This window comes from Streptomyces sp. NPDC054813 (genome assembly GCF_053611365.1).
The window spans coordinates 294,482-317,106 of sequence record NZ_JBSHAF010000002.1; the positions used below are offsets into that span (position 1 = coordinate 294,482).

General features: G+C 71.8%; 20 protein-coding genes. 12 read left to right on the plus strand and 8 right to left on the minus strand.

Translation table 11 applies throughout. The features are described 5' to 3' along the window. Positions 1-192: 192 nt before the first annotated feature. From ACWGJB_RS04715 to ACWGJB_RS04725, 3 genes are read left to right on the plus strand one after another with little or no spacing between them, the layout of a single operon-like run. Entirely contained in the window at positions 193-2,814 is a 2,622-nt protein-coding gene (locus ACWGJB_RS04715; RefSeq protein ID WP_453378811.1) for a YfhO family protein, read from the plus strand. Between the two features lie 22 nt (positions 2,815-2,836). After that, positions 2,837-3,811, plus strand: a complete 975-nt coding sequence (locus ACWGJB_RS04720; protein WP_453378812.1) for a glycosyltransferase family 2 protein — start codon at positions 2,837-2,839, stop codon at positions 3,809-3,811. Beyond that, the gene (locus ACWGJB_RS04725; protein ID WP_453378813.1) at positions 3,811-4,224 is read left to right on the plus strand and encodes a GtrA family protein; all 414 of its coding nucleotides are present in this window, start codon (positions 3,811-3,813) and stop codon (positions 4,222-4,224) included. Before ACWGJB_RS04720 ends, ACWGJB_RS04725 begins: the two co-directional genes overlap by 1 nt. Here the strand turns inward: ACWGJB_RS04725 and ACWGJB_RS04730 are convergent. Further along, a complete protein-coding gene (locus tag ACWGJB_RS04730; RefSeq protein WP_453378814.1) occupies positions 4,196-6,211 on the minus strand; it encodes a hypothetical protein in 2,016 nt (671 codons plus the stop codon). The genes ACWGJB_RS04725 and ACWGJB_RS04730 overlap by 29 nt on opposite strands. 300 nt (positions 6,212-6,511) lie before the next feature. Here ACWGJB_RS04730 and argC point away from each other — a divergent pair, with 300 nt between their 5' ends. The 7 genes from argC to ACWGJB_RS04765 all read left to right on the plus strand — a co-directional run bounded on the left by argC (position 6,512) and on the right by ACWGJB_RS04765 (position 12,781). Continuing rightward, positions 6,512-7,540: an N-acetyl-gamma-glutamyl-phosphate reductase gene (argC, locus tag ACWGJB_RS04735; protein ID WP_453378815.1), complete on the plus strand. Its 1,029-nt coding sequence runs from the start codon at positions 6,512-6,514 to the stop codon at positions 7,538-7,540. Further along, positions 7,537-8,691 carry a bifunctional glutamate N-acetyltransferase/amino-acid acetyltransferase ArgJ gene (gene argJ, locus ACWGJB_RS04740; RefSeq protein ID WP_453378816.1) on the plus strand — a complete coding sequence of 385 codons (1,155 nt, stop codon included), beginning with the start codon at positions 7,537-7,539 and terminating at the stop codon, positions 8,689-8,691. Before argC ends, argJ begins: the two co-directional genes overlap by 4 nt. After that, entirely contained in the window at positions 8,688-9,596 is a 909-nt protein-coding gene (argB, locus tag ACWGJB_RS04745; protein WP_453378817.1) for an acetylglutamate kinase, read from the plus strand. Before argJ ends, argB begins: the two co-directional genes overlap by 4 nt. A gap of 38 nt (positions 9,597-9,634) precedes the next feature. Continuing rightward, a complete protein-coding gene (locus ACWGJB_RS04750) occupies positions 9,635-10,789 on the plus strand; it encodes an acetylornithine transaminase (protein ID WP_453379030.1) in 1,155 nt (384 codons plus the stop codon). A gap of 7 nt (positions 10,790-10,796) precedes the next feature. Then, the gene (locus tag ACWGJB_RS04755; RefSeq protein WP_351320293.1) at positions 10,797-11,342 is read left to right on the plus strand and encodes an arginine repressor; all 546 of its coding nucleotides are present in this window, start codon (positions 10,797-10,799) and stop codon (positions 11,340-11,342) included. 109 nt (positions 11,343-11,451) lie between these two features. Further along, on the plus strand, positions 11,452-12,039 hold the full coding sequence (locus tag ACWGJB_RS04760) for an RNA polymerase sigma factor (RefSeq protein WP_453378818.1): 588 nt from the start codon (positions 11,452-11,454) through the stop codon (positions 12,037-12,039). Continuing rightward, complete coding sequence (locus ACWGJB_RS04765; protein ID WP_453378819.1) at positions 12,029-12,781, plus strand: zf-HC2 domain-containing protein; 753 nt, start codon at positions 12,029-12,031, stop codon at positions 12,779-12,781. The genes ACWGJB_RS04760 and ACWGJB_RS04765 overlap by 11 nt, the downstream gene beginning before the upstream one ends. Before the next feature lie 155 nt (positions 12,782-12,936). Here ACWGJB_RS04765 and ACWGJB_RS04770 read toward each other — a convergent pair whose 3' ends face one another. From ACWGJB_RS04770 to ACWGJB_RS04800, 7 genes are all read right to left on the minus strand, one after another. Then, positions 12,937-14,760, minus strand: a complete 1,824-nt coding sequence (locus ACWGJB_RS04770; protein ID WP_453378820.1) for an ABC transporter ATP-binding protein — start codon at positions 14,758-14,760, stop codon at positions 12,937-12,939. Between the two features lie 77 nt (positions 14,761-14,837). Continuing rightward, on the minus strand, positions 14,838-15,017 hold the full coding sequence (locus ACWGJB_RS04775; protein WP_453378821.1) for a hypothetical protein: 180 nt from the start codon (positions 15,015-15,017) through the stop codon (positions 14,838-14,840). Positions 15,018-15,276: 259 nt separating this feature from the next. Continuing rightward, complete coding sequence (locus ACWGJB_RS04780) at positions 15,277-16,017, minus strand: FAD:protein FMN transferase (RefSeq protein WP_453378822.1); 741 nt, start codon at positions 16,015-16,017, stop codon at positions 15,277-15,279. A 52-nt stretch (positions 16,018-16,069) separates the two neighbouring features. Next, positions 16,070-16,885: an FMN-binding protein gene (locus ACWGJB_RS04785; RefSeq protein WP_453378823.1), complete on the minus strand. Its 816-nt coding sequence runs from the start codon at positions 16,883-16,885 to the stop codon at positions 16,070-16,072. 43 nt (positions 16,886-16,928) lie between these two features. Then, positions 16,929-18,311 (minus strand): ferredoxin reductase family protein, encoded by a 1,383-nt coding sequence (locus tag ACWGJB_RS04790; RefSeq protein ID WP_453378824.1) that lies wholly within the window; start codon positions 18,309-18,311, stop codon positions 16,929-16,931. Positions 18,312-18,370: 59 nt separating this feature from the next. Further along, entirely contained in the window at positions 18,371-18,865 is a 495-nt protein-coding gene (locus ACWGJB_RS04795; RefSeq protein ID WP_453378825.1) for an FMN-binding protein, read from the minus strand. 10 nt (positions 18,866-18,875) lie between these two features. Further along, positions 18,876-20,234: a ferredoxin reductase family protein gene (locus ACWGJB_RS04800; protein WP_453378826.1), complete on the minus strand. Its 1,359-nt coding sequence runs from the start codon at positions 20,232-20,234 to the stop codon at positions 18,876-18,878. 152 nt (positions 20,235-20,386) lie between these two features. Here ACWGJB_RS04800 and ACWGJB_RS04805 point away from each other — a divergent pair, with 152 nt between their 5' ends. Together ACWGJB_RS04805 and ACWGJB_RS04810 are read left to right on the plus strand one after the other, a co-directional pair. Continuing rightward, the gene (locus tag ACWGJB_RS04805; RefSeq protein WP_453379031.1) at positions 20,387-21,127 is read left to right on the plus strand and encodes a response regulator transcription factor; all 741 of its coding nucleotides are present in this window, start codon (positions 20,387-20,389) and stop codon (positions 21,125-21,127) included. A gap of 4 nt (positions 21,128-21,131) precedes the next feature. After that, positions 21,132-22,604, plus strand: coding sequence for a sensor histidine kinase (locus ACWGJB_RS04810; RefSeq protein ID WP_453378827.1), 1,473 nt, complete (start codon positions 21,132-21,134; stop codon positions 22,602-22,604). Positions 22,605-22,625 lie beyond the last annotated feature (21 nt).

Genomic DNA, 22,625 nt, shown 5'->3' on the forward strand with positions numbered 1-22,625 from the left:
CAGAAGAACACCTTCCTGAAATCCGCAGTTCCCTTTAAAGTCGCGAATTCTTTGCGATATCGCACGCGGATTCGGAATTCGAGTTATTACTTCACAGGAGACGTACAACCATCAGGAACTTCTACCCGTCTTAGTCGGCGAAACACCGACCAGCGGGGAGTACACCCCCGTTTTCTCTAGGGGCCGCACAGAATGAATCGCACGACCCTGTCCGGGCGCGAACAGGGGGTGAAACCGGCGGGAGGCGAAGAGCGGGAGACCGGACCCGCGCGACGGCTCGACGCCGATCCGCGCAGGGCGGCCGCCCTGCTCGCGGCGCTCCTCACCGCCGTCACCTTCTGTGCGGCCGACGTCGTGGCCCGCAGCTACCCCTTCGGGTCCCACACGCGCAGCGTCAACGACCTCGGCAACCAGTACGTGCCCTTCCACGCGCACCTGTGGGACCTGCTGCACGGCAGGGCGGACGGCGGGCTCGTCCTCAACTGGCAAGCCGGCTACGGCTCCAGCTTCCTGCCGGACATCGGCACCTACGTCAGCAGCCCCTTCGCCCTGCTGGTCGGGGTGTTCCCGCGCGACGAGATCGACCTCGCGGTGTATGTGATCACCGTGCTGAAGACGGCGGTCGCCGGCGCCGCCATGGCCTGGCTGCTGCTCAGCCTGCGCCGGGGCCGCTGGTGGGGAGCCGGGATCCTGGGCGCCTCCTACGCCCTGTGCGGCTGGAGCCTCGCGCTCGCCTCCTTCAACCCGATGTGGCTCGACGGGCTGATCGCGCTGCCGCTGCTCTGCCTGGTCGGCGAGTGGGCCATGGCCGGCCGGCGCCCGCTGCTCAGCGTGCTGATCGTGGCACTCGCCTGGACCGCCAACTTCTACACCGCCTACATGGCCACCCTCGGTGCCGCCCTGGTGCTGCTGCTCCGGCTGGTCCTCGCCGAACTGCCGTGGCGGCGGGCACTGGCGGTGGTCGGCCGGGCCGCGGTCGTCGTCGGGCTCGGGGTCGGCCTGGCCGCACCGCTGGTGATCGTCGTCTACTCCGGCACCAAGCACGCCTACCCGGGCCGCGAGGGCCACTTCGCCCCGGTGGGGGCCGACGACCTGTTCGCCCGGCTGCTGCCGACCACCTACAGCTACAGCTCCCCGGCCCTCTATGTCGGCATCACCGCGCTGGTGCTCGCCCTGGCCCTGCCCTTCCACCGGAAGGTGCCGGTCCGGGTGCGGGCGGGCTGGACGGTGCTGGTGCTCGCCGTGGGCCTGTCCTTGCAGTGGGCGCCGACCAGCCTGGCCTGGCACGCCTTCGCCGCCCCCAACGGCAGCTCCTACCGGCAGGCCTTCGTGTTCTGCGCCCTGCTGGTCATAGCGGCTTGGCATGCTCTTGCCTACGGGCTGCCGGACTGGCGTGCCCTGGGCGCGGCCGCCGTGCTCCTGGCCCTGGTCGGCGCCGTCGCCGGCCGCAGCACCCTGACCCAGCAGCACTCCCACCACACCTGGCCGGTGGTGCTGCTCGCGGTCGCCGGTGCCCTCGGCGGGCTCGCGCTCCTCAGCCTCAGGGACGGCCGGCCCGTCCTCGCCGGGCTCGCCGCGGTGCTGCTGATCGGCGCCCAGTTCGGCGAGGCCGCCGCCACCTCCGCCGTGGCCACCCATATGCGCCTCAACCAGATGGACGACTACGCCCCCTGGGGAGACCGCCAGCAGCGGGAGGCGGACGCCGTCGCCGAGGCCGACGCCTGGCCCAAGTACCGCACCGAACCCGGCCGCGACCAGACCGTCGCCAACGACCCGATGATGGTCGGCGGCCAGGGCTCCCAGTACTACAGCAGCCTCACCTCGGACGTCCTCAGCCGTACCCTCACCGCGCTCGGCGGCGGCTGGACCTCGCGCGGCCGCAGCCTGCAGAGCCTCGACAACCCGGTCACCGACGCGGTCTTCTCGGTGGGCGCCCGGGTGCACAACCCGCCGGACCCGCACCAGAAGTGGCTGCCCCAGGGCGGCGGCCCCTCGACCGTCACCCGCGAGGACGTCCCGCCGCTGGTGACCGTGCGGCCGGCCGCCCCGCGCACCACCCCGGCCTCCTTCGGCCCCTCGCCGTACCGCAACCAGGAACTGCTGCTCGGCACCCGCGTCTACACCCTGCCCCGTACCACCCTCAGCGGTGCGCGCAGGGGCGACGAGGCGCGCGGACTGCTGGTCGACGGAGCGCAGACGCTCACCGCGCGCTGCCAGGCCGGCAGCGAAGCGTTCCTGTGGGCGCCGCACTACTCCGGTACGGCACAACTGGCCAGCGGCGGGGAGCAGCAGCTCTACCGGTCCGACGCCGAGGGCACGAAGATCGCCGCGATGCAGCCGCTCGGCACGGTTCGAGCCTCGGGGCAGGTACGGATCGACCTGAAGCCCAACCGGCTCGGCCGCGTCCCGGCGCAGGGCGCGGTCGGCTGTCTCGACACCGGCAGACTGCGCGCCGCCGTACAGCAGTTGAAGGCCACGGGGGCGACCGAGGTGACCGTCTCCGACGGCACCCTGCACGCCCGCCTCCCCGCCGGCAGCACGGGAACCGCCGTCGTGGCCGCCCCGCGGATCGCCGGCTGGCGCTGCTCCGCCGGGGGCGACGAGGCCGCGGCGGGCGAGTTCCACGGCCTGATCGCCGTCCCGCTGGGCGCCTCCGCGACCAGCCTCACCTGCACGTTCCACCCGCCCGGCCTGCGCCTGGGCACGGCCGTCGGCGGCGCCTCGCTGCTGACTCTGATCCTGCTCGGCACCTTCTCGGCCCTGCGCCGCAGAACCGCCGCCCGCTCCGGCGAGCGCACGACCGCCGCTCACTGACCCGTCCCCAGGGGAGAAACCCATGCTGATATCGATCGTCGCGCCCTGTTACAACGAGGAAGACGTCATCGAGCGCTTCCACGAGCAGGTCCAGAAGATCGCCAACGAGCTTCTGCCGCTCGGTCACGACATGGAGTTCGTGTACGTCGACGACGGCAGCCGTGACAGGACGCTGCCCCTGCTCAGCCAGATCGCCGACGGCGACTCGCGCGTCCGGTACGTCTCCTTCAGCCGCAACTTCGGCAAGGAGTCCGCCCTGCTCGCCGGCCTGAAGCACGCCACCGGCGACGCCGTGATCGTCATGGACGCCGACCTCCAGCACCCGCCGTCGCTCATCAAGCGCATGGTCGAACTGCGCGGCGAGGGCTACGACCAGGTCATCGCCAAGCGCACCCGGCAGGGCGACCGCTTCACCCGCACCCTCACCGCCCGCCTCTACTACCGGCTCATCAACCGGCTCGTCGACGTCGAACTCGTCGACGGCGTGGGCGACTTCCGGCTGATGTCGCGCCGGGTGGTGGACGCGATCGTGGACCTCACCGAGTACAACCGGTTCTCCAAGGGCCTGTTCGCCTGGGTCGGCTTCCCCAGCACCACCTTCGAGTACGAGAACGCGGTGCGCGAACACGGCTCCAGCTCCTGGTCGTTCCGCAGCCTGCTCAACTACGGCCTCGACGGACTGCTCTCCTTCAACAACCGCCCGCTGCGCGCCGCGCTCTACCTCGGCATGACCCTGCTGGCCCTGGCCGGCGTGTACACGGCGTGGATCGTGGGCGGTGCGATGATCAACGGCGTCCAGACGCCGGGCTATGTCACCATCATTACAGCCGTCACCGCCCTGGCCGGCGTACAGATGATCATGCTCGGGGTCATCGGCGAGTACACCGGCCGGATCTACTACGAGGTCAAGGGGCGCCCGCACTTCCTGGTGAAGGCGACGAACGTGCACCGAACGGAAGACCGCACCCGCGGCACGACGAAGGACCTCATCCCCTGATGCCGAACGCCCTGACGACCACCGGACCCACCCGCCCGATATCGGGCCAGATCATCACCTTCGCGGTGATCGGGGTCATCAACACGGCGACGTACTACGGCCTCTACCTGCTGTTCCTGATGTATTTGCCGTACCTCGCCGCGCATATTCTCGCGTTTCTGCTGAGCATGATCGGTTCGTTCTTTCTCAATGCGAAGTTCACTTACCGAATACGGCCCACCTGGCGTAAGTTCCTGCTGTTCCCGCTGACCAACGCGACGAATTTCGTGATCACCACGGTGGGGGTGTACGTGATCGTCGACGTCCTGCAGGCCGGCAGCAGGTTCGCTCCGCTGATGGCGTCGGCGGCGGCGATTCCGGTGACTTTCGTGGTGTCGCGCTGGGTCATGCTGCCGAAGGTGGAGGCGGCGTAGGGAGAGCGAGCGCCTCGTCGATCACGGACCGGATCTCCTCGTCGTCCAGGAACGCGCGGTAGTCCCGGTACGGCGACAGCCGCCGGTCGCGCTCCCGCACCGCAAGCAGGGCGGACCGCACGGCCGGTGAGACCGTGCCGATCCGGGCGATGGCACGCAGCGCGGTGAGGAAGCTGCCGAAGGAGTCGTCGCCGTCGGCGACGGCCAGGACGTACTTCTCCAGGACAGACAGGCTCGGCTCCGTCTCGCCCGTGATCGACCACAGGGCGATCGCCGGCCACATCGCGCACCATGTGTCGCAGTCGTCCATGACCTGCCGTACCCGGTCGGCATACGGCAGAGCCACCGGGCCGAAGTCGCCGAGGAGCAGGGCGGCGCCGCACGCCCCGTCCTCGGACAGCACCGCCTCGCCGACGAGCCGCAGCGCCGTGTCACGGTCGCCGCCGAGGCGCCAGGCGGCCCATGCCACCCTCTGGTGGTTGGCGGGGAAGTCGAGGACCGTGCAACCGCGCACGGCGGGCTCGGCGGAGGCCGCGGCCGGCCCCATCGCCACCAGGGTGTCGAGTGCGCTCAGCGAGTGCCGGGCGTCGTCCAGGAGGGCCGCCACCTCGGGCAGCGCGGGCGCCGCGGCCGGTCCCCAGGCCGTGAGGACCTCGAGGAAGGCGCCGGTGAGCGGACCGTCCGCGCCGTCCTCGCGCAGGAGCCCGCGCATCGGGGGCAGCAGGCTCTCCGCGTGTGCCCGCAGCGGGGTCAGCACCTCCGCAACCTCCGGAAGGCGTGGATCACCCGTGCAGTACGAGCGGGAGTAGTCGCCCCGGTACGGCTCGTGGAGCCGCTCGACCAGTCCGGGCAGGGCGCGCGGGTCGCCGATGCGCGTCAGCGCCCAGCGGGCGTGGTCGCCGACGGTGCCCTCCAGGTCCTCGGCCTCGCCGGGGTCGTCCAGCAGCCGGGCCAGGTCGTCGGCGTAGGGGGCCGCACGTGCTCCCAGGGCCGCGAGCAGGTGGGCGGCCCGGTAGCGCACACCGGCGTCCGGGTCGGCGAGCAGCCCACCCGCGAGGGGGAGCAGCTCGGACGCCGTGGAGGGCCGGACCACCAGCAGCCGCCAGGCCTCGTCCAGCGCGGCCCGGCACAGCGGGGCGTCGCCCGTCCGGCGTGCCGCGCCGATGAGGTGGACGACGAAGGAGAGCGCGGTGGCCGGCGCGCACTCCAGCAGGCGGGCCGTCCGGGAGACCACGTCCTCACGGCTGAAGGCATCGTCCACGTCCGGCTCGTACCAGGTCTCCTCGAAGCGGTGGCGTACGGACGGGTCGGACAGGATCTCCACCAGCAGGTCCAGCTCCTGGACCGGCTCCCGAGGGACGAACGCGGCCCAGGCGTGTACGGCCGCGACCCGCATGACCGGAGATCCGGTCCGCAGTACCTCGGCCACCACCGCGCGCACCCGGTCCAGCGCATCGGCGTCGGCACAGCCCGCGGCACTGGCGCCGAGCCTGAGCAGCAGAGGCAGCCGCACCGTCGGATCCGTCTCGGCGTGCCACCGCTCCAGCAGCACACCGGGCTCCGCCGTGAGCAGCAGGGCCTCCCGGCGTATTTCGGGCCCTGGGTCCGCGAGCAGCGCCCTGAAGCGGGGGTGCTGACTCCGCCACGTCTCGTGCCACCCAGGGTCCACCCGGTCCGGTTCGGCCGCGATCACCGTCTCGGACAGGTACACCGTCAGCCGCACGAGTTCGATCCGGACGCCGATGTCCGGATCGCCGGCGAGGGCGACGAGGAAAGGCAGTGCGGCGGTCGAGGCGGAAGGCACGCGTCCGGCACCCAGTGCGAGGCACTCGTACAGGGGGTGGCAGTCTTCCTCCGTCGCCGCCCCGCCCTGGCCCGCCAGACGCAGCAGAGCGCGCCGCATCTCCGCGCCCGGATGCTGCGCCAGAGCGGGCTCCAGCCGCTCCCACGGCACGTTGTCGAGCGCCCCCAGGGTCGTGTCCGCCATTCGTCCCACCCCGTGATCTCGGCCGCCCGGCTCCTGCCGGACATCCTGTCATCGAAGGACGGCCCCGGGCCCCGGCGGGATCGCCGCGGCGGCCCCGGCACGGGTCCGTCTCCTCGCACTCCCGGACACGGAGAGGACGCCGGGACGACGCCGGGAGGGCACGGGTAGGACGTTCTCCCGTGTCCCCTCATGGGCATCATCGCCATGCCGCCGGTGCGCTCGGGGGGTGCGGTGGCGGAGCAGTCCGTTGCATAAAAGTGCAGGGAACCGTATAGTCATGCCATCCAGAGGAGGATGGACATGGCGGTACGTGCGGCGGTTGCCGGAGCGAGCGGATACGCGGGCGGAGAGGTCCTGCGACTGCTCCTCGCACACCCCGAGGTCGAGATCGGTGCCCTGACCGGCAACTCCAACGCCGGGCAGCGCCTGGGCGGGCTCCAGCCGCACCTGCTGCCGCTGGCCGACCGCGTGCTGGCGGAGACGACCCCCGAAGCCCTCGCCGGGCACGACGTCGTCTTTCTCGCCCTGCCGCACGGCCAGTCCGCCGCCGTCGCCGAGCAGCTCGGCCCGGACGTCCTCGTCGTCGACATGGGCGCCGACTTCCGCCTGCAGGACCCGGCCGACTGGGAGCGCTTCTACGGCTCCCCGCACGCCGGTACCTGGCCCTACGGCCTTCCCGAACTGCCGGGTGCCCGCGCCGCGCTGGAGGGGTCCAGGCGCATCGCGGTACCCGGTTGCTACCCCACCGCCGTCTCCCTCGCCCTGTACCCGGCCTACGCGGCCGGGATCGCCGGGCCCGAGGCGCTGATCGTCGCGGCCTCCGGGACCTCCGGCGCCGGCAAGGCGCCCAAGCCGCATCTGCTGGGCAGCGAGGTCATGGGCTCCATGACGCCGTACGGCGTCGGCGGCGGCCACCGGCACACCCCCGAGATGATCCAGAACCTCAGCGCGGTGGCGGGGGAGCGGATCGCCGTCTCCTTCACGCCGACCCTCGCGCCGATGCCCCGGGGCATCCTCGCCACGTGCAGCGCCGCGGCGAAGCGCGGAGTGACCGCCGAGTCCGTCCGGGCCGCCTACGAGAAGGCCTACGCCGACGAGCCCTTCGTCCACCTGCTCCCCGAGGGGCAGTGGCCCGCCACGGCGTCCGTCTACGGTTCCAACGCCGTTCAGGTGCAGGTCGCGTACGACGACGCCGTCGGCCGCATCATCGCCATCAGCGCCATCGACAACCTGACCAAGGGCACCGCGGGCGGTGCCGTCCAGAGCATGAACCTCGCCCTGGGACTCCCCGAGACCACCGGGCTGACCACGATCGGAGTTGCGCCGTGAGCGTGACGGCAGCGAAGGGATTCACGGCCGCGGGCATCGCGGCCGGGATCAAGGAGAACGGCAACCCCGACCTGGCCCTCGTGGTCAACAACGGACCTCGCTGTGCCGCCGCGGGCGTCTTCACCTCCAACCGGGTGAAGGCCGCGCCGGTGCTGTGGTCCGAGCAGGTCCTCAAGAGCGGCCAGGTCTCGGCCGTCGTCCTCAACTCCGGCGGCGCCAACGCCTGTACGGGCCCCAAGGGCTTCCAGGACAGCCACGCGACGGCCGAGAAGGTCGCCGAGGTGCTGGGGCGCGGTGCCATCGAGGTCGCCGTCTGCTCGACCGGTCTGATCGGCGTCCTGCTGCCCATGGACAAGCTGCTCGCCGGCGTCGACACCGCCGCCGTCCAGCTGTCCGAGCACGGCGGCGAGAAGGCCGCCATCGCCATCAAGACCACCGACACGGTGCACAAGACGTCCGTGGTGACTGCCAAGGAGGGCTGGACCGTCGGCGGCATGGCCAAGGGCGCCGGCATGCTCGCCCCCGGCCTCGCCACCATGCTGGTCGTGCTCACCACGGACGCCGTCGTCGAGAGCGAGGTCCTGGACAAGGCGCTCCGGGCCGCCACCCGCACGACCTTCGACCGCGTCGACTCCGACGGCTGCATGTCCACCAACGACACCGTGCTGCTGCTCGCCTCCGGTGCCGCCGAGGTCACCCCGGAGTACGCGGAGTTCGCCGAGGCCGTACGGGCCGTCTGCGACGACCTCGGCCAGCAGCTGATCCGGGACGCCGAGGGCGCGAGCAAGGACATCAAGGTGGAGGTGGTCAACGCCGCTTCCGAGGACGACGCCGTCGAGGTGGGCCGCTCCATCGCCCGCAACAACCTCCTCAAGTGCGCCATCCACGGCGAGGACCCCAACTGGGGCCGCGTGCTCTCCGCCATCGGTACCACCAAGGCCGCCTTCGAGCCCGACCGGCTGAACGTCGCGATCAACGGCGTCTGGGTCTGCAAGAACGGCGGGGTGGGCGAGGACCGCGAGAAGGTCGACATGCGTTACCGCGAGGTGCACATCGTCGCCGACCTCGCGGCCGGCTCCGAGACCGCCACCATCTGGACCAACGACCTGACCGCCGACTACGTCCACGAGAACAGCGCTTACTCGTCATGAGCACCACGCGAAAGCACACCGCGCTGCCCAAGGCCCAGATCCTCATCGAGGCGCTGCCCTGGCTGGTCCGGCACAACGGCAGGACCGTCGTCATCAAGTTCGGCGGCAACGCCATGATCGACGAGGACCTGAAGGCCGCCTTCGCCCAGGACGTCGTCTTCCTGCACCACGCCGGCCTCAAGCCGGTCGTCGTGCACGGCGGCGGCCCGCAGATCAGCGCCGCCCTGGACCGGCACGGCATCGTCAGCGAGTTCAAGGCCGGGCTGCGGGTCACCACCGAGGACGCCATGGACGTCGTACGGATGGTGCTGGCCGGGCAGGTGCAGCGGGAGCTGGTCGGCCTGCTCAACCAGCACGGCCCGCTGGCCGTCGGGCTGACCGGCGAGGACGCCCACACCATCACCGCCACCAAGCACCGGCCCGAGATCGACGGCGAGCTCGTCGACATCGGGCGGGTCGGCGAGATCACCGCGATCGACACGGGCGCGATCGAGGCCCTGCTCGCCGACGGCCGGATCCCGGTCGTCTCCTCGATCGCCCGCTCCCAGGACGATGGACATGTCTACAACGTCAATGCTGATACGGCGGCTGCGGCACTCGCTGCTGCGCTGGGCGCCGAGACCCTCATGGTCCTCACCGACGTCGAGGGCCTTTACGAGGACTGGCCGAACTCCGACGAGGTGATCAGCCGTCTCACCGCTTCCCAGCTGGAGAAGCTGCTGCCGGAGCTGAGCTCCGGCATGGTGCCGAAGATGGAGGGCTGTCTGCACGCCGTACGCAACGGCGTCACCACCGCCCGCGTCATCGACGGCCGGGTCCAGCACTCGATCCTGCTGGAGATCTTCACGGACGAAGGCATCGGCACGATGGTCGTGCCCGACGAGCAGGAGGGGAAGCAGTCGTGAGCAACCAGGAACTGACCACACGGTGGCAGGGCGCGCTCATGAACAACTACGGCACCCCGCGGCTGCCCCTGGTACGCGGCGAGGGCGTCAAGGTGTGGGACACCGAGGACCGCCAGTACCACGACTTCGTCGGCGGTATCGCCACCAACGCGCTCGGCCACGCCCACCCGGCGATCGTCGAGGCCGTGACCCGGCAGATCGCGTCCCTCGGCCACATCTCCAACTTCTTCATGGCCGAGCCCACCGTCACCCTCGCCGAACGGCTGCTCCAGCTCTTCGGCCGGGAGGGCAGGGTCTTCTTCTGCAACTCCGGCGCCGAGGCCAACGAGGCCGCCTTCAAGATCGGCCGGCTGACCGGGCGCACCCACATGGTCGCCACCGACGGCGGCTTCCACGGCCGTACGATGGGCGCCCTCGCGCTCACCGGGCAGCCCGCCAAGCAGGACCCGTTCCGCCCGCTGCCCGCCGACGTCACCCACGTGCCCTACGGCGACGCACAGGCGCTGGCCGCCGCCGTCACCGAGGACACCGCCCTGGTCGTCATCGAGCCCGTGCAGGGCGAGAACGGCGTGATTGTCCCCCCGGCCGGCTATCTCAAGGCGGCCCGCGCGATCACCGCCGCCACCGGCGCGCTGCTCGTCCTCGACGAGGTGCAGACCGGCATCGGCCGGACCGGTACCTGGTTCGAGTACCAGGCCCACGAGGGCGTGCTGCCCGATGTCGTCACCCTCGCCAAGCAACTGGGCGGCGGACTGCCGCTCGGCGCGACGGTGGCCTTCGGCCGGGCCGCCGACCTCCTCCAGCCGGGCCACCACGGCACGACCTTCGGCGGCAACCCGGTCGCCTGCGCCGCCGGGCTCGCCGTTCTCGACACCATCGAGAACGAGGGGTTGCTGGAGAACGTCAAGCGGCAGAGCGAGAAGTTGCGGGACGGAATCGAGGGCCTCGGCCACCGGTTGATCGATTATGTCCGGGGCGCGGGTCTCCTCCTGGGTATCGTGCTCACCGAGCCGCTGGCAGCGCAGGTGCAGCAGGCGGCTCAGGAGGCCGGGTTCCTGGTGAACGCGCCCGCCCCGGACGTCGTTCGGCTGATGCCCCCGCTGAACCTCCGCGACGACGAGGCGGACGCGCTGCTCAGTGCCCTGCCCGGCATCCTCGACGCAGCGAGCGGGGACGGACGATCCGGAGAATGAGACGACGATGAGCCAGGCGCAGGAGTTCGACCAGTCCGGCGGGGCGGGGCCCGCGGTACCGCAGACCCGGACCGCCCGGCACCGCCGGATCGTGGACATCCTCAACCGGCAGCCGGTGCGGTCGCAGAGCCAGCTCGCGAAGCTGCTCGCCGACGACGGGCTGACGGTCACCCAGGCGACGCTCTCCCGGGACCTCGACGAGCTGAACGCGGTGAAGATCCGCAACACCGACGGGGAACTGATCTACGCGGTGCCGAGCGAGGGGGGGTTCCGCACCCCGCGGGCGCCGCTGGGGGAGTCGGCGAAGGAGGAGCGGATGCGGCGCCTCTCCCAGGAACTCCTGATCTCGGCGGAGGCGTCGGCGAACCTGGTCGTCCTGCGGACCCCTCCGGGGGCGGCGCAGTTCCTCGCGTCCGCGATCGACCAGGCGGAGCTGCAGGACATCCTGGGGACGATCGCGGGGGACGACACGCTGCTGCTCATCAGTCGTGAGCCCACCGGCGGACAGGCCCTCGCGGACCACCTGCTGCGCCTGGCCCAGAACGGCCACTGACCCGCGTGCGGGGCCCGGCCCGCCGACGGACAATGGGCATGTGATCTTCCGCGGCGGGCGGACAGGCGGGAGGCCAATCCCCTGGCGGCCGTCGAACGTATACAGAGGTGTGTCGGGATTCCGGTTCCCTGTCGGCCGCCTCCCGGACGAGGCTCTGCTGTCCGGGCTGGCCACCGGAGATCCGGAGCTCGCTGTGATCTTCGTACGGAGGTTCCAGCACCGGGTCTTCGGCGTCGCCATGGCCGTCACCGGGGACCAGCAGCTCGCCGAGGACATAGCTCAGCAGACCTTCGAGCGCGCCTGGCTGCATGCCCAGATCTACGACTCGCGCCGCGGCTCGGTCGCGACCTGGCTGACCACCATCGCGCACAACCTCGCCGTCGACGCCGTCCGCGCGCGGCGGACGGAACCGATGGCACCCGAGGACCTCGACCCCCTCCTCGACGCCGTCACCGAGACCCCCGAGCGGTGGGCGCTGGCCGACGAGGCCTCCACCCAGCTCCGGGCCGCACTGGCACGGCTGCCGCGGGAACAGGCCAGGGCCCTGATGATGGCAGGCATATACGGCATGACCGCCCAGCAGATCGCCGACGTGGAGAAGATCCCGCTGGGCACCGCCAAGACGCGGATCAGAGCGGCGATGGCGAAACTCCGCACCGCACTCGCGTCCCCGAAGCGAGGCGACCATGTCCAGTGACGCGCACTGCGAGAAGCTGCGGGAGATCGGCGCCGAGCTGGCGCTGGGCGTACTGCCCGGCCGCGAGCGGGCCGAAGCCGTCGCCCATCTGGACGGGTGCGCGGACTGCCGGGAGTACGTACGCCAACTGACCGGGATCGGCGACCGGTTGATCGGCCTGTTGCCGGACGGCGCACCGCCGCCCGGCTTCGAGACCCGGGTGGCGCGCAGTCTCAACGAGCAGGCGGCGGGAGCCGAAGGGCAGCGGCCCGTCGCCCGCGCCCCCCGCGGCTGGCGCAGCCACGCCCGGCGGGCCCGGCTGCGGCTCGCGGCGGTCGCCGCCACCCTCGCCGTCGCGGTCGGATTCGCGGGCTGGGCGATCGGCAGCGCCGTCGAGGGGGCCGTCACCGCCTCGCCCGCCGTCGAGTCCGAGCCCGTACTGGTCGGCGACATGACCCCGGCCGGGGGCGGGCAGCCCGTCGGCGAGGTGTACGCCCACCCCGGCAGCCCCGGCTGGATCTTCATGTCCGTGGCCCTCACCGGCACCCCGTACACCGGCAAGGTCACCTGCCTCCTGGAACGCGCCGACGGCGCCGCCGTCAGGGTCGGCGAGTTCCCGCTGCGTGCCGGACGCGGCAACTGGGGAGTGGCGGTACCCGTCGACCTCACCAAGTACACCGGCGCCCGTCTGACCTCTGCCGCCGGCACCGTCCTGGCCACCGCCGAGCTGCAGAAGGGCAAGGTGGTGGCCCCGCAGACGTGAACGGCCCACCTCGAGCAAGTGCGCACCGGCAGTCCCGCTCCGTGCTCGAGGCGTCGTGGATGTCGAGCCGGCGGTGGGCGTGAGATGCGCCGGCACCACGTGGCCGGCGACCGGCCGGGCGCCCGGTGCCGGCCGTGGGGCTCGGCCCGCGAGGCTCATGGCAGGGCGGCGCCCGCGCTCAGCCGGTGCAGCCGTGCGTATGTCCCCTCCCGCCCCAGCAGATCCGCGTGGGCGCCGTCCTCGACGACCCGGCCGCGGTCGAGCACCACGATGCGGGTGGCGTCGCGGACGGTCAGCAGGTTGTGGGAGATGACGACGGTCGTCCGTCCGGCCATCAGCCGGCGCAGCGGGTCCATGATCCGCCGGCCCGACCGCACGTCCAGCCCGGCCGTAGGTTCGTCGAGGAGGAGCACCGGCGCGTCCCGGATCATCGCCCGGGCGATCGCCAGCCGCTGGCACTGTCCGCCGGAGAGCGTCCGGCCACGCTGCCCGACGAGCGTGTCGTAGCCCTCCGGGAGCCGCTCGATGAACTCGTGCGCGTCCGCGGCCCGCGCCGCCGCGACGATCTCCGCCTCCGTGGCCCCCGGACGGCCGTAGGCGATGTTGTCCCGCACGGTGCCGTGGAAGACCAGCGTCTCCTGCAGCACCACCGCCACGCTCTCCCGCACGCCGGAAAGGCTGAGTTCGCGCAGGTCGGTCCCGTCCAGGCGGACCGCGCCCCGGTCGGGGTCGTAGAACCGCAACTGCAGCTTCGCCAGCGTGGACTTGCCCGCTCCACTCGCCCCGACCAGCGCCAGCGTCTCCCCGGGCGCCACGTGGAAGGACACGCCGGACAGCGCCCAGGCGGCCGTACCGGGATAGCGGAACCACACCCCGTCGAACTCGACGTCACCGTGCGCCCGGTGGATCCGCCGGGCCCCCGGCGCCTCGGTCACCTGGGGCCGCTGGTCCAGCAGCTCGATGATCCGTTCCGCCGAGGCGGAGGCCGCGTAGAAGGTGGTGCCGAGCCCGGACAGGCCGTGCACCGGGCTGTACAGCTTGCCGATCAGGGCGAGGAACACCAGCAGACCGCCGAGGGTGAGCTGGCCCTGCGCCAGCTTCCAGGTGCCGAGGCCCAGCACCGCGAGGCCGCCCGCCACCTCGATGAACTCGACGACGGGCCCGTACACGGCACGGATCCGTGCCGAGGCCATCGCCGCCCGGAACCTGCCGACGTTCTCCCGGTCGAACCGGCGCCCCTCCCATTCCTGCCGGTTGTACGCCTGCACCAGCACCACGTTGCCCAGCGACTCCTCGGCGATCGCGCTGAGCGAGCCGCCGCGCCGCCTGCGCTCCCGCGACGCCTCCTTGATCAGCCGGGAGAAGTGCCGGGCGGAGCACCAGAACAGCGGCACGATGACAAGGGCGAGCAGGGTCAGGTCCCAGCGCAGGTAGAACAGCAGACCGACGAAGACACCGAGGCGGATCACGTAGTACAGGGCGTCCGCCACGCCCGAGAGCAGGAACGTCTCCACGGCGTCGACGTCGCCCGTGACCCGGGAGAGCACGTCCCCGAGCCGTCGGCGCTCGAAGAAGCCCAGTGACAGCCCCTGGACGTGCCGGAAGACATCGGAGCGCAGCGACAGCAGGAAACGTTCGCCGACCCAGGTGGACGTCACGTCGTCGGCGAAGCCCAGCACGCCGGAGCAGACGACGAGACCGAGAAAAGCCGGTGCGACCCACAGGAACGGCCGCAGGTCCCGTGGCACCAGTACGTCGTCCACGACGATCTTGAACAGCCAGAGTTCCGCCGCGTCGACGGCCGGGGCGGTCAGGCTCAGCAGGACGACGGGCACCAGCCAGCGGCGGCCACCGCGGGTGTACGGCCAGAACCGCCGGAACACCTCACGCGGGGACACCGGGGGCGCGGCCGTGACGACATTGACGACGGCGTCGGAGGGCCCGTCGGTCGACGGCGGATGCGGCAGGACATGCACCATGACACAGATTCCCCGGGAACCAGCGGCAGAGCGGACCGGCTTTCCCGGTGGCCGGTCCGCTCCCCCTTCCCTCGCGGTCAGTAGCCGTTGTGCCCGTGCCGGTCGCCGTGGTCGTGGCGGTGCCCGTGCCGGTCGTCGTGGTCGTGGCCGTGGTCGTGGTCGTGGCGGTGCCCGTGCCGGTCGTCGTGGTCGTGGCCGTGGTCGTGGTCGTCATGGTGCCGGTGCATGGCCGGCATGAGGTTGCTGAAGATGGCCATGGTGTTCCTCCCTGAACTTGCTTCACACGGGATACGGCCGAGGGAGGAGATGAGATGGCGTATCACGGGAGAAATCCGAAAAACTTCGCAGCAAGGTCCGGCAGTCGTTTCGTCTGCGGGTGGGTGGGGGCTGATCGCGCCCCGCGGCGGAGCCGCAGATCGGTACAGCCCCGCGCTCCTGAGCGGCCGCTTCCGGCCGCGTCTCGACAGCCGCGGGCGGCGCCCTGGCGGCGCCGGTAATCATCCCCCCGACCTCACCTCAGCCCAGACGTGCGGCCAGCCCCCCGGTGCACCGCACCTCGTCACCAGCCGTGATCAGCAGAGCCTCGACATCCGGCAGGGATTCCAGCCAGGCCAACCCGGCCCGCGACCCCATCGCGAACGCCGCCGTGGCCCAGCAGTCAGCCCAGGTCAGATGGGGGCCGACGACCGTCACCGCCACCAGGTCCGTCACCGCGGACTTCCCGGTCCGCGGGTCGACGATATGGGCGCCCCGCTCCGCCGTTCCGGACGTGGCCACCGCCAGCTCGTCCACCCCCGCCGCCGTGATCACCGCCGCCAGCCCGCCCGGCCTGAGCGGATCGGCGATCCCCACCCGCCATGCCCGCGTGGGCTCGGGTGCGCCGAACATCTGGACGTCGCCGCCCCCGTTCACGCTCACCCCCGTCACCCCGGCCACCCGCGCCAGTGCCCGCGCCGCCCGCTCGACGGACCAGCCCTTGACGATGCCGGTGGGGTCCAGGCTCCCCCGGTAGCGGGTGCTGAACCAGCCGTCGCTCACCCGCTCCGCCTCGGCGGCGAGCTCCAGCACCTCGGCCACCTCGGGGTCGCACTCCGCGAGGCCGATCTCCTCCCGCGCCAGCCGGGACACCTGGCTGTTCTCGCGGTAGGTGCTGAACACCTCGTCGACCCGGTGCAGTCCGGCGACCGCCTCGTCGAGGGCGGCCCGTACGGCATCCGGATCCCCGCCACGGACGTCGAAGGAGAAGACGGTCCCCATGACCTCCTCCGCATGACGCACCGCGGGGGGAGCCTCCGCGTCCGCCACCGCCTCAGCCACCGGCCTGGTCCAGCGCCGACTGCAGCGACTGCTTGTAGCCGGTGCTGGTGTAGGTGGCCCCGGAGACCGAGTCGATATTCGCGTTCCCGGCCGCCACCGCCTCCTGGTTGAGCTTCGGTACGGACAGTGCGGTCTTCTGGTCGCTGGTGCCGCCGCTGGGCGCCTGTACGGCCTCCGCCTTGGTGATCTTTCCGCCGGAGACGGTGATCCGGACCTGCACCGGCCCGTACTGGGTCTGCGCGACCTGCCCGGTCACCGTCTTGGCCTGCGCCTGCGCGGAGCCGGAGGTGCCCGAGGAACCCGACGAGGAGCCGGTCGCGCCCGAGGAGCCCGAGGAGCCGGTCGCGCCCGCCGTCTCCTTCATCTTGTCCAGCGCCGACTGCAGCGACTGCTTGTAGCCGGTGCTGGTGTAGGTCGCGCCGGAGACCGAGTCGATGTTCGCGCTCTGCGCGGCCACCGTCTCCTTGTTCAGCTGCGGCACCGACAGCGCGGTCTTCTGGTCGCTGGTGCCGCCCTTGGGCGCCTGGACCGCCTCGGCCTGCGTGATCTTGCCGCCTGCGACGGTCAGCCGCACCTGCACGACCCCGTACTGGGTCTGGGTCGCGTCACCGGTGACGGTGGTGGCGCCGGCGGCCCCGGTGCCGCCCTGCGGCGACTCCTGTCCCGCCGCCGCGGCCGAGGGGGCCGCGCCCGCCGCCGACGCGGACGCCGGGTCGGACGACGGCTTCAGCGACAGCAGCAGCACGACACCGGACACGGTCGCCGCGGTGGCCAGCACCACACGCCGGATGGGGTGACTCTTCCTCATCGTTTCCGAACTCCCGATTCCCTGGATTCCGTGGTCCCGTCGCTCACATCTCGAACGACTCGTGATGGATGCGGCGGGCGGGAACCCCCGCGCCGCGCAGCGCTTCGTACACTCCCTGCGCGAACCCGGGCGGGCCGCACATGAAGACGTCGTGGTTGTCGATGTCCGGGATCTTCCGCTGGAGGTTCTCCGCGGAGATGTCCGGCCGTTCGCCCTCCGGGCTGTTGACCGCGTACATCAGCCGGGCTCCGCGCTCGTTGGCGATCTTGGCCAGTTCGTCCCAGAGCGCCAGGTCCTGCGTGGTGTTGGCACGGTAGAGCAGGGTCAGGTCGCCGGCGGCGCCGGGCAGCGTCTCGAACAGCGCCCGCATGGGCGTGATCCCGACGCCGCCCGCCACCAGCAGAACCTTGCCGCGGCTGCGCCGGGACGCGGTCATCGCCCCGTACGGCCCTTCGGCCCACACCTTGGTTCCGGGCCGTAGTTCGCGCAGCCGCGCGCTGTGGTCGCCGATCGCCTTGACGGTGATCCGCAGCATGTCGGGGCGGGGCGCCGCCGACAGCGAGTACGGGTGCGAACTGAACCGCATCCCGGGGGCCATGAACCGCCAGCGGAAGAACTGGCCGGCCTGCGCGCCCATCCGGTGCAGCTTGCGCCCGCCGATCAGCACCGACACGATGCCCGGCGTCTCCTCGATGACCGCCTCGACCCGCATCCGGTGCCGCAGGTTGAGCCGGATCGGGGTGAGGATCCGGTACCAGAGGACCAGCGCGGTGACGGCGCCGTACAGGCCGTACCAGAAGGTCTTGGCGATCGGCGTGAGGGCGAAGTCGTTGCCGGTGGTGATCTGGTGCCAGAAGGTCAGGAACACCGCCCCGTACGTGAGCAGGTGCACGTGGTACCAGGTGTCGTACGGCATCCTGCGCCGGACCGGGCCGATCGAGGTGAGGCCGATGACCACGAACAGGCCGGTGCCGATGGCCGCCTTGCCCATGTCGGGGAGCTGGTTGATGGAGTCGATGGTCTGCTGGACGATGTCGTTCAGCGTCTTGCCGGCCTGCAGGGCATAGCCCCACATGATGAGGAAGACGTGCGCGAAGACCAGGCAGAGGGTGTAGCGGCCGCTCATCGCGTGCCAGCGGGCGACGCGGTCGGAGCCGACCCGCCGCTCCAGCGCCGGCACCCGGGCCATCTGCAGCACGACGAGTGCCATCAGGTACCCGGCCAGCAGCCCGGTGATGCGGCCGGCGTTGAGGATCTTGCCGTTCTGGTCGGCGATGGACGGGGTGTTGTGCCACCACAGCCACAGCACGGCCGCCGCGCCCGCCCATACGGCGAGCAGCAGCGGTACGGCCGGGGAGCGGCGCGGGCGGATGCGGCGCATCGTCTGGCGGCGGGCGGCACGTCCGCCTGCGAGCGTGGTGGTCACGGTTCCTCCGTGGGGCTTTGACCCTTGGCCCACAGATACGTGCGGCACAGCCTGAGTGTTCAGAGACCCGCGGAGTCCAGTGCGGACTGGAGTGACTGCTGGTAACCCTCACTGGTGTAGGTGGCCCCGGAGACGGTGTCGATCTGCGCGCTCTGTGCCGTCAGCGCCTCGCGGCGCAGCTCCGGCAGGGCGTAGCTGTTGATCTGCTGGTCCCGGGGGTTGTCCTGCGGGTACTGGAGCGCCGTGACTTCGGTGATCTTGCCGCTCTTGATGGTCACCCGCACCTGGACGGGGCCCCAGCGGGTCTGGACGGTGTCCCCGGTCACGGTCTTGGTGCCGGTGCTGCTGCTCCCGGACGTGCCGGAGCCGCCGGAGCCTTTGGTCGCGCCCGGTGCGGCGCTCGCGCTGCTCGACGGCGCCGGGGCCGCCGAGTCCGTGACCACGGTCGGGCTGGTGTGCGGCTTCAGCGCCAGCAGCATCACTATTCCGGAGACGGTGGCCGCGCTCGCCAGCATGATGCGGCGCAGGGGACGGTTCTTGTTCAGTGCGTGCACAGCAGCGGCCTCACAGCTCGAACGACTCGTGGTGGATACGGCGGTCCGCCACTCCGGCGGCCCGCAGCGCGCCGTACAGCTCCTGGGCGAAGCCGTGCGGGCCGCAGATGTACACGTCGTGCCCGGCGAGACCGGGGACGGTCGCCCGCAGCGCGTCCGCGGTCAGGGCGGGGCGTTCGCCGCGCGGACCGTTGAGGGCGTAGAGGACCCGGGCCCCACGCCACCGCGCGACCGCCTCCAGCTCGCCGCCCAGCGCCAGGTCCTCGGCCGTACGCGCCCGGTAGAGCAGCGTGACCTCGCCGGGCAGCGTCTCGAAGAGCGCCCGCAGCGGGGTGACCCCGACGCCGGCCGCGATCAGCAGGGACCGGTGACCGGTGGCCCGGTCGGCAGTGAGGGAGCCGTACGGCCCCTCCGCCCACACCCGGGTACCGGGGCGCAGCAGCGCCACGGCCGTACTGTGGTCGCCGAGCGCCTTGACCGTGATCCGCAACAGGTCGCCGCGCGGCGGCGCCGACAGCGAGTACGGCGTGGACGTCCAGCCCATGCCGTCGCCGCCGAAGAACCGCCAGCGGAAGAACTGCCCGGCCTGCGCGCCCAGTTCACCGATCCGCCGGCCCCGCACCACGACGGAGTACACACCGGGCGCCTCCTGCTGCACGGACTCCACCCGCAGCCGGTGCCGGAGGTTGAGCCGCACCGGCGCCAGGACCCGGAACCACACCACCAGAGCCGCGACCCCCAGGTACAGCGCGTACCAGAAGGCGGTGGCGACCGGCTTGCCGTTGAAGTCGTTGCCCAACGTCAGCTGGTGGAAGAAGGCGAGGAAGACGGCCGCGTAGGTGAGCAGGTGGACGTAGTACCAGAACTCGTAGCTGGTACGCCGGCGCGCGGCGCGCATCGAGGTGATGCCTACGGCGAAGAGGATCACCGTGCCGGCGGTCGCCTTGAGCATGTCGGGGTAGTCCAGGACGACGTTCAACGTCTCGTGGACTATCGAGGCGTGGTCCTGGGCCGCGTACCCGGTGAGGATCAGCGCGATGTGCGCGACCAGCAGACAGACGGTGTACCGCCCGGCCATCGCATGCCACCGCGCCACCCGGTCGGAGCCGACCCGGACCTCCAGCAGCGGCACCCGGGCCATCAGGCCGACGAGCACCGCGCAGGCGTACCCGCACAGCAGCCCGGCCATCCGCCCGGCCCCGGTCAGCCAGCCCGCCGCTCCGACGACCGAGCCGGTGTCCGACCACCACAGCACGATCACGGCCGCCGCCCCGGCCCACAGCACGGCGAGCACGACGGCGGCGGGGGAGCGGCGCGTGGCCACGGCGTGCATGGCCGAGGCCGTACGCCGTTCGTCCACGGTCGTCATGAGGTGTGTCCTTTCTCCGTTCGCTGCCGCCACTGTGCAGCCCGAACCTCTGAGCGACCTCTCAGTGACCACTGTGCTCAGCCGACTCAGAGCAAACTCAGAGGGCCGCGGGTCACCGCCCTCCTCCCGGAGGAGCGATGCTGGTAGACGCGATGAACACGACCCGCTCCGGCCGCCCCGCCCTCACCCGACCCGACGGCACCCCGCTCCGCGTCCTCGTCGTCGACGACGACCCCGACCTCGCGGAGGTGCTCACCGGTGCCCTGCGCTACGAGGGGTGGGAGGTCCGCGAGGCCGGCGACGGTGCGACCGCGCTGACCGCCGCCCGCGAACTGCTCCCGGACGCGGTGGTCCTCGACGTGATGCTCCCGGACACCGACGGCTTCGCCGTGCTCCGCTCGCTGCACCAGGTCAAGCCGGACGTCTGTGTGCTCTTCCTCACCGCCCGGGACGCCGTCGAGGACCGTATCGCCGGCATCACCGCGGGTGGCGACGACTACGTCACCAAGCCCTTCAGCCTGGAGGAGGTGGTCGCCCGGCTACGCGGCCTGCTGCGCCGCGCCGGCATGGCCCGCCAGCAGGAGGACGGCCCCCGGCTGGTGGTCGGCGACCTGACCATGGACGAGGAGGCCCGCGAGGTGACCCGGGCGGGCGAGCTGATCGAACTCTCCCCGACCGAGTTCGAACTCCTCCGCTTCCTGATGCGCAACCCGCGCCGCGTCCTCAGCAAGGCACAGATCCTCGACCGCGTCTGGTCCTACGACTTCGGCGGCCGCGCCCATGTCGTCGAGCTGTACATCTCCTACCTGCGCAAGAAGGTGGACTCGGGCCGCGAACCCATGATCCACACGGTTCGCGGCGCGGGCTACGTCCTCAAACCGACGACCAGGTGACCAGGTGACTCTCCTACGACGGCTACGGCACCTGCCCCGCCCCCGCACCCTCCGCGCCCGCCTCACCGCCGGCCTGGTCGTGCTGCTGGCGGTGAGCTGCGCGGCCGTGGGCGTCGCCGCGGTGGTCGAGCTGGACGGCTTCCTCACAGGGCGCCTGGACCAGCAGCTCCAGCAGACCGGCCCGAGCTTCCCGCAGTCCCTCGAACACGGGAAGTTCAAGCCCAGCGACCGGGACGGCGACGAGCACGGCGACACCCGCCGCCAGGCCGCCGGCACCTTCGGCGCCCGCCTGCTCAACGGCCAGGTCACCAACGCGGCCCTGATCCCCTCGGGCGCCGACCCGGACCTGACCGTCGCCCTCACGGACCGCGACCGCGCGGCCCTCGCCGGACTGCCGGTGGACGGCCGCGGTCACACGGTCCGCCTCTTTTCGATCGGCGACTACCGGCTCCTGGCCTGGACGGGCCGCGACGGCGACGTCCTGGTCACCGGTCTCCCCCTGGAGCCGGTGCGGGCCACCGTGCACCGCCTCGAACTGGTCGCCGCCGGCGTCTTCGGCCTCGCCCTCGCCGCGGCCGGGGTGGCCGGCGCCCTCTGGGTCCGCTGGTCCCTGCGTCCGCTGAGCCGCGTCGCGGACACCGCCACCCGGGTCAGCGAACTTCCACTCGCCAGCGGCGAGGTGACCCTGCCGCCCCGCGCTCCCGAGTCCGACCCGCGCAGCGAGGTCGGCCGGATGGCCACCGCCTTCAACCGCATGCTGGGCCACGTCGAGGACGCGCTCACCAAACGCCACGCCAGCGAGGAACGACTGCGCACCTTCGCCGCCGACGCCAGCCACGAACTGCGCACCCCGGTCGCCTCGGTCCGCGGCCACGCGGAACTGGCGCTGCTCCACCCGGGACCGCTGCCTCCCGAGATCACCCGGGCCCTGGAACGCATCGCCGCCGAGTCCTCCCGGATGGGCGAGATGGTCGACGACCTCCTCCTGCTGGCCCGCCTGGACGCGGGCCGCCCGCTGGAACGCCAACCGGTCGACCTCACCCGCCTGACCCTGGACGCGGTGACGGACGCCCGCGCGACGGGCCCGGACCACCGCTGGACCCTGGACCTGCCCGAGGAACCGGTGACGGTGCCGGGTGACACGCACCGCCTGCAACAGGTGTTGGCCAACTTGTTGGCCAACGCACGTCTGCACACGTCCGTGGGCACGAAGGTGACGGTGACGCTGGAGACGGACGGCGGGACGGCGGTCCTCCAGGTCCAGGACGACGGCCCGGGCATCCCGGCAGACATCCAGCCGGGCGTCTTCGAACGCTTCACCAGAGCAGAACACCGCCGCCGCGCGGACGCCTCCGGCGGGGGAGCGGGCCTGGGCCTGTCGATCGTGGCGGCGGTGGTGGAGGCACACGGGGGGACGGTCGCCCTGGCAAGCGCCCCAGGATCAACGACGTTCGCGGTCACGCTCCCGCTCGGGTGACCCGGTCAGGACCGGTTCCCC

Coding starts and splice junctions, on each gene's coding strand:
- ACWGJB_RS04750 (WP_453379030.1), top strand. CDS start 9,635: ATGAACAACTACGGCACCCCGCGGCTGCCCCTGGTACGCGGCGAGGGC.
- ACWGJB_RS04755 (WP_351320293.1), top strand. CDS start 10,797: ATGAGCCAGGCGCAGGAGTTCGACCAGTCCGGCGGGGCGGGGCCCGCG.
- ACWGJB_RS04785 (WP_453378823.1), bottom strand. CDS start 16,885: ATGAGGAAGAGTCACCCCATCCGGCGTGTGGTGCTGGCCACCGCGGCG.
- ACWGJB_RS04715 (WP_453378811.1), top strand. CDS start 193: ATGAATCGCACGACCCTGTCCGGGCGCGAACAGGGGGTGAAACCGGCG.
- argB (WP_453378817.1), top strand. CDS start 8,688: ATGAGCACCACGCGAAAGCACACCGCGCTGCCCAAGGCCCAGATCCTC.
- ACWGJB_RS04800 (WP_453378826.1), bottom strand. CDS start 20,234: ATGACGACCGTGGACGAACGGCGTACGGCCTCGGCCATGCACGCCGTG.
- ACWGJB_RS04770 (WP_453378820.1), bottom strand. CDS start 14,760: ATGGTGCATGTCCTGCCGCATCCGCCGTCGACCGACGGGCCCTCCGAC.
- ACWGJB_RS04730 (WP_453378814.1), bottom strand. CDS start 6,211: ATGGCGGACACGACCCTGGGGGCGCTCGACAACGTGCCGTGGGAGCGG.
- argC (WP_453378815.1), top strand. CDS start 6,512: ATGGCGGTACGTGCGGCGGTTGCCGGAGCGAGCGGATACGCGGGCGGA.
- ACWGJB_RS04780 (WP_453378822.1), bottom strand. CDS start 16,017: ATGGGGACCGTCTTCTCCTTCGACGTCCGTGGCGGGGATCCGGATGCC.
- ACWGJB_RS04805 (WP_453379031.1), top strand. CDS start 20,387: ATGAACACGACCCGCTCCGGCCGCCCCGCCCTCACCCGACCCGACGGC.
- ACWGJB_RS04775 (WP_453378821.1), bottom strand. CDS start 15,017: ATGGCCATCTTCAGCAACCTCATGCCGGCCATGCACCGGCACCATGAC.
- ACWGJB_RS04765 (WP_453378819.1), top strand. CDS start 12,029: ATGTCCAGTGACGCGCACTGCGAGAAGCTGCGGGAGATCGGCGCCGAG.
- ACWGJB_RS04720 (WP_453378812.1), top strand. CDS start 2,837: ATGCTGATATCGATCGTCGCGCCCTGTTACAACGAGGAAGACGTCATC.
- ACWGJB_RS04725 (WP_453378813.1), top strand. CDS start 3,811: ATGCCGAACGCCCTGACGACCACCGGACCCACCCGCCCGATATCGGGC.